The organism is Nocardia amamiensis NBRC 102102 (assembly GCF_001612745.1).
GTDB lineage: Bacteria > Actinomycetota > Actinomycetes > Mycobacteriales > Mycobacteriaceae > Nocardia > Nocardia amamiensis.
Map to the genome: position 1 here is coordinate 25129 of NZ_BDBA01000163.1, position 6000 is coordinate 31128.

Annotated in this window: 5 protein-coding genes; 3 read left to right on the forward strand and 2 right to left on the reverse strand. The window is 67.8% G+C overall.

Translation table 11 applies throughout. The features are described from left to right. Positions 1–16 precede the first annotated feature (16 nt). Positions 17–532 (reverse strand): WKL family lipoprotein, encoded by a 516-nt coding sequence (locus NA4_RS26805; RefSeq protein ID WP_067475834.1) that lies wholly within the window; start codon positions 530–532, stop codon positions 17–19. Positions 533–710: 178 nt separating this feature from the next. Between NA4_RS26805 and arc the strand changes: the two genes are divergently transcribed. The 3 genes from arc to NA4_RS26820 all read left to right on the forward strand — a co-directional run bounded on the left by arc (position 711) and on the right by NA4_RS26820 (position 4719). Beyond that, positions 711–2471, forward strand: coding sequence for a proteasome ATPase (gene arc, locus NA4_RS26810; RefSeq protein WP_067475854.1), 1761 nt, complete (start codon positions 711–713; stop codon positions 2469–2471). A gap of 96 nt (positions 2472–2567) precedes the next feature. Next, positions 2568–3203, forward strand: a complete 636-nt coding sequence (locus tag NA4_RS26815) for a TetR/AcrR family transcriptional regulator (protein ID WP_067475837.1) — start codon at positions 2568–2570, stop codon at positions 3201–3203. Further along, positions 3193–4719, forward strand: coding sequence for an ArnT family glycosyltransferase (locus NA4_RS26820; RefSeq protein ID WP_245671607.1), 1527 nt, complete (start codon positions 3193–3195; stop codon positions 4717–4719). Before NA4_RS26815 ends, NA4_RS26820 begins: the two co-directional genes overlap by 11 nt. Before the next feature lie 9 nt (positions 4720–4728). On the opposite strand, the gene NA4_RS41610 is transcribed toward NA4_RS26820, so the two are convergent. Beyond that, a partial coding sequence (locus tag NA4_RS41610; protein ID WP_169811127.1) for an acyltransferase family protein occupies positions 4729–6000 on the reverse strand: 1272 nt, incomplete at its 5' end.

Consider the following 6000-nt stretch of genomic DNA (forward strand, 5'->3'; position numbering starts at 1 on the left):
GCCGGGTGCGCGCGGCTCAGGCCGGAACGCAGGGCGCCTGCGCGAAGCCGAGCATCAGGCAGCCGCTGGCGTCCGACAGCTTCCAGGTTCCGTCGACGTTTTCCCAGGTCAAAGGCACGGCGGGCGCGGAGCCGTGCGGCGAGGCGATGGTCACCTGCGCATTCGCTGTGCTGCCCTGGGTGGTGATGTCGGCGACGGTGAAGGTCAGCTTGTAGCCTTGCAGGCCCGCGTTCATCCGGTCGATGTTCGAGGTGCGCTGTTCACCGTTGACGATCAGCTTCGTCTTCTCGGCTGTGGGGACGGCGGGGTCGGCGAGTTTGTCCAGTACCGCCTGCAGCGTCGCGGCGGTCGGGGCGCCCTCCGCATGGTCGCCGTGTCCGTGGGTACTCGACGTCGCGGTGGCCGACGCCGCCGAGGTGGTCGTGGCGGCGGAGTCATTGTCGGAGCCGCACGCCGCCAGACCGCAGGAGATGGCCAGCGCCGCCGCGGCGGTGGCAACGGAAACGCGCAGAGTTCTGGCAGGAAGGGGCATGTCAGCAACCTTTCGGCTTGGTCGGCGAGCGGGCTCACCAGGGTCTGGTTAGGGCAGGCTAACATGGTGGTCCGGTCGTTGATCGCGGCCCAGATGTGATCACGAAGAAACCATGTCGGAAGGCGCGAACGGGTCGCGCCCGGTAGCGTTGATAGACCGGGACTGGGAGGAGCAGCACATGAGCCCCATCGAGAATTCGGATTCGGCGGCCTGGAGAGAACTCGAGGCAGTACGCGCCGAGGCGGCTGCACTCCGAAGGCAACTCGCCGACTCGCCGGATCGCACACGGGAATTGGAAGCCCGCATCGATTCGCTGACCATTCGCAACACCAAGCTGATGGACACTCTCAAGGAAGCGCGCCAGCAGCTGGTCGCGCTGCGCGAGGAGGTCGATCGGCTGGGTCAGCCACCGAGCGGATACGGCATTCTGATCGGCGTGTACGACGATCAGACGGTCGACGTGTTCACTTCGGGTCGCAAGATGCGGTTGACGTGTTCGCCGAACATCGAGACCTCGACGCTCGAGTACGGCCAGACCGTCCGCCTCAACGAGGCGCTCACCGTCGTCGAGGCCGGGCACTACGACGCGGTCGGCGAGATCGGAACCCTGCGGGAGATCCTCGACGACGGACGTCGCGCCCTGGTCGTCGGTCATGCCGACGAGGAGCGCGTGGTGTGGCTGGCCGGCCCGCTGGCCAACATCGCCGAGCTCGACGATCTGGAAGATCCCGATTCCCCGATCCGCAAGCTGCGTCCCGGCGACTCCCTCCTGGTCGACACCAAGGCCGGGTTCGCGTTCGAGCGCATCCCCAAGGCCGAGGTCGAGGATCTCGTGCTGGAAGAGGTCCCGGATGTCGATTACAGCGACATCGGTGGTCTGGGCAGGCAGATCGAGCAGATCCGCGACGCGGTGGAGCTGCCGTTCCTGCACAAGGACCTCTTCCGTGAGTATGCGCTGCGTCCGCCGAAGGGCGTGCTGCTCTACGGTCCGCCCGGCTGCGGCAAGACGCTCATCGCCAAGGCGGTGGCGAACTCGCTGGCCAAGAAGATCGCCGAGGCGCGCGGTGAGGATGCCAAGGAAGCCAAGTCGTTCTTCCTCAACATCAAGGGCCCCGAGCTGCTGAACAAGTTCGTCGGCGAGACCGAGCGGCATATCCGGATCATCTTCCAGCGGGCCCGCGAGAAGGCGTCCGAGGGCACTCCGGTGATCGTGTTCTTCGACGAGATGGACTCGATCTTCCGCACCCGCGGTTCCGGCGTCTCCTCCGACGTGGAGACCACGGTGGTGCCGCAGCTGCTGTCGGAGATCGACGGCGTCGAGGGCCTGGAGAACGTCATCGTGATCGGCGCCTCCAACCGCGAGGACATGATCGATCCGGCCATCCTGCGACCGGGCCGCCTGGATGTGAAGATCAAGATCGAGCGTCCGGACGCGGAGTCGGCGCAGGACATCTTCTCGAAGTACCTCACCGAGCATCTGCCGCTGCACGACGACGATCTGGCGGAGTTCGGCGGCGACAAGGCGCTGTGCATCGCCGCGATGATCGAGCGGGTCGTCGACCGGATGTACGCCGAGAGCGAGGACAACCGCTTCCTGGAGGTCACCTACGCCAACGGTGACAAGGAGGTCCTGTACTTCAAGGACTTCAACTCCGGCGCCATGATCCAGAACATCGTGGACCGCTCCAAGAAGTACGCCATCAAGGCGGTGCTCGACACCGGCAACCCCGGCCTGCGCATCCAGCATCTCTACGATTCGATCGTGGACGAGTTCTCCGAGAACGAGGACCTGCCCAACACCACGAATCCGGATGACTGGGCACGCATCTCGGGCAAGAAGGGCGAGCGGATCGTCTACATCCGTACGCTGGTCACAGGCAAGAACGCCAGCGCAAGCCGCGCGATCGATACCGAGTCGAACACGGGTCAGTACCTGTAAGGTTCGCCGCACCACGAAGGGCCGCGTCTCCATGGGAGGCGCGGCCCTTCGCCGTTCCAAAGTCAGCTGATTGACCAATCGTGCTAATATTTGACCATGCGGCCAGAAAATGATCCGGGCGGCCAGCGCAGGTCGTTCATCGAAGAGGCGCGGCGCCGGCAGATCATCGCCTCGGCAGTGGAGGTGATCTCCGAAGTCGGGTACGGCAGCGCGTCGCTGGCGCGGATCGCCGAGCATGCGGGGATCTCCAAGGGCGTCATCTCCTACCATTTCGCGGGAAAAGACGATCTGATGACGCAGCTGGTGATCCAGCTGTACGTCTCGGCGGCGGAGTACATCGCGCCGCGGGTGGGTGCGGCCGCCGGCGCGCGTGCCCAGCTGCTGGCCTATCTCGAATCGAATCTGGGCTTCATCGCCGCGAACACCACGTACGTCGCCGCGCTCGTCGAGGTCGTGACGAATCTGCGTGATGCGGAAGGCAATCCGAAGTTCGCGTCCGCCGACGGGGAGCGCGACATCATCGTGCCGCTCGTGGACCTCCTCACCGAAGGCCAGCGGGCGGGCGAGTTCGGGGAGTTCGATCCCCTGCTGATGGCCAAGTCGATCCGCGACGCCATCGATGGTGCTGCGGGACGCACGGTCCGGGAACCGGATTTCGCAATGGACCCCTACTCGGCGCATCTGTGCAAGTTGTTCGACATAGCGACGCGGAGGGCGGGCAATGATGACTGAGGTACTGCAGGCCGAACGCAGCCGGACGGATTCCGGGCAGCCGCTGCCGCCGTTCGCGCTCGGCGGTGTCGGCGCGGTAGCGGCGCTTGCCGCGCTGGCGCTGCTGGTCTCGATCGGGCGGTACGGATTCTTCGGCGACGAGCTGTATTTCGTCGCCGCCGGACGCAGGCTCGCGGTCAGCTACGCCGACCAGGGGCCGCTGGTGCCCGCGATCGCCCGTCTGATGGACCTGCTGGCCCCGGATTCGCTGCTGGCGCTACGGCTTCCGGCCGTGCTGATCACCGTGGCCGCGGTAGTGGTGACCGCCCAGATCGCCCGGGAATTCGGCGGCAACCGCGCCGCGCAGGTGCTGGCCGCCGCGGCTTACGCCACGTCGCCGTTTCTGCTGGTGCAGGGCGACCAGCTGGCCACCAACACGATCGACACCGCGTTGTGGGTGGTGATCAGCTGGCTGGTGATCCGCTGGGTCCGCACGCGCCGCGACGGCCTGCTGCTGGCGGCGGCGCTGGTCACCGCGGTGGACATGCAGGTCAAGTGGCTGATTCCGTTCTTCTGGATCGCGATCGCGATCGGTGTGGCGGTCTACGGACCGCGTGAGCTGCTGCGCCGACCGGCACTGTGGTGGGGCGCGGGGATCGTCGCGCTGACCACGGCGCCCAGCCTGATCTGGCAGGCGGCGCACGGATGGCCGCAGCTTCGTCTCGGGGGAGTGGTCGCCGCGGAACAGGCCACCATCGGCGGCCGCTACGTCTGGTTGCCCCTGGCGCTGGCCGCGGCAGGCTTGCTCGCCGGTCTGCTGCTGATCTACGGGATGTGGACGCTGTTTCGAGCCGAATCCTGGCGGGCGTACCGGTTTCTCGGACTACTGCCGTTGGTGCTCGTTGTGGTCTTCGTGGCGACCAACGGACGCCCGTACTACGCGGCGGGCTGCTACGGCGCGCTGATCGCCGTGGGCGCGGTGCGTTGGACGGAGAACTGGGGCCGCTCGCGCGGAATCGTCACCGTTGCGCTGGTCGCGCTGTCCGCCGTACTGGTGGTGTTCATGCTGCCCTTGCGCCCGGAGTCGGAGATCGAGTCGGTCGAGACCCAGGCCCAGGCGGGCTTGGAGATCGCGGTCTACGGGCGTTTCGGCTGGTCGGAGCTCGCGGCGGAGACGGCGGCCGCCTATCGGGCGCTGCCGGAGCAGGAGCGGGCCTCGGCCGTGGTGGTCGCCGATTCGTATTGGCAGGCAAGCGCTCTGGATGTCTACCGGACGGCCTATGGCCTGCCCGCCGTCTACAGCCCCAACCGCGGGTTCGGCTACTTCGGCACGCCGCCGGACGACGCGACCACAGTCCTGTGGGTCGGCGGCGCCGAGGCGGATGTGCGCGCGCACTGCGCCGAGGTGAGCTCGATCGGACGCGTCGATTCCCGGCTCGGGTTTCCCGGCGTCACCCGCGATGTCACCTTGTGGCGCTGCGCGCAACCCCGCATACCGTGGTCGCGGGCGTGGCCGGACATGCTGCGGCTGAACTGACCCGCCGCCTCACCACCAGCCGAGGATCGGCGACAATTGCCTGCCGAGCTCCGGCGCGAGCGATCGCGAGTAGCTGGCAGTGAGGTGGTGCTCGTCGTGATAGATCAAGATGTTGCCTTCGGCGACCGCGCACACCTCGCGTTCGCAGACCGCGTCGGACAGGTCCAACGGGAATACGTTGGGGAGCGAGGCGGCGAACTCCAGGGCGGGATTGACCTCGTCCAGCGCGGCCGTGCGCGGCATGCCGCAGCTGATCCGGTCGCCCTGCTGGGCGAGGCAATCGATCGCCCGATACCGCACGCCGTCCCGGCGCAGCCACGGAGTGTCGCGAATGGCCAGCACGTTGAGTCCGCGCTCAGCCAATTGCGACCATACGTCCAGGTAGTCCGCCGGGGTTTCGTCGCCGAGGCCGTCGCGTGGGCGGGTGGCGGTGGTGAACACCCACTCCGGCCGGTTCAGCGCCAATCGGTCCATCACCTCGGCGGACCAGTCGCGGCAGTCCGGGATTGCCTCGCCCTTGTACCTCGGTTCCGCCGCCACGGTCAGCGGGCAGCCCATCTTCAGATAGACCTCGATGCGGAAGCCGTGCTCGCGGGCCAGCACGTCCAGGGCGGGCACCCAGTGTTCGGCGTGTGAGCTGCCCACCACCGCCACGGCGCGGTGTGCGCCCGCGTCGCCGTAGGTGCAGGTGATGACGTCACGGGTGTCCCAGTCGGCGATGCAGCCGTCGCGCGCCGGGTAGGCGAGGTCCGCGGGAGCTTCGTACACGGTCGGGCGAATCGGCACCGGGGGCGCGCTCGCTCCATTCACCAATGCTTCCGCTCCGGGGTAGTGCGCCGGATCCAGCACGGCCACCGCCTCCGGCGGATTTATCCGGGTCACCACCTGTTCGCCCACCGATACCGTGAGCGCGGCGAGGCCGAGCGCGGTGACCAGCCGGCCGGTCCGGGTGGTGCGAGCGGGTGCCCGGGCGGCCGATCGCATTCGCAGCGGCTCCTCGACGTACCTGTTCGTGAGGTGGGCGAGCACCAGCGACGCGGCGATGACGCCGAGTCCACCGACGAGTCCCACGGTGGCGGTTCCGGTCCGCGCGAGAACGAAGACGAGGATCGGCCAGTGCCACAGGTACAGCGCGTAGGCCAGCTTGCCGAGCCGCACGGCGCCGGGTGCGCCGAGCAGACGGTTGGGCAGCGGCCGTGCGCCGACGGGCAGGTTGCTGCCCGCCACGATCAGCGCCACTGCGGCGCCCACCGGAACCAGCGCCGCCGGACCGGGAAACCG

Excerpts from the sequence above, each read along its gene's own strand:
- NA4_RS26805 (WP_067475834.1), bottom strand. The coding sequence starts at position 532 with ATGCCCCTTCCTGCCAGAACTCTGCGCGTTTCCGTTGCCACCGCCGCG.
- arc (WP_067475854.1), top strand. The coding sequence starts at position 711 with ATGAGCCCCATCGAGAATTCGGATTCGGCGGCCTGGAGAGAACTCGAG.
- NA4_RS26815 (WP_067475837.1), top strand. The coding sequence starts at position 2,568 with ATGCGGCCAGAAAATGATCCGGGCGGCCAGCGCAGGTCGTTCATCGAA.
- NA4_RS26820 (WP_245671607.1), top strand. The coding sequence starts at position 3,193 with ATGATGACTGAGGTACTGCAGGCCGAACGCAGCCGGACGGATTCCGGG.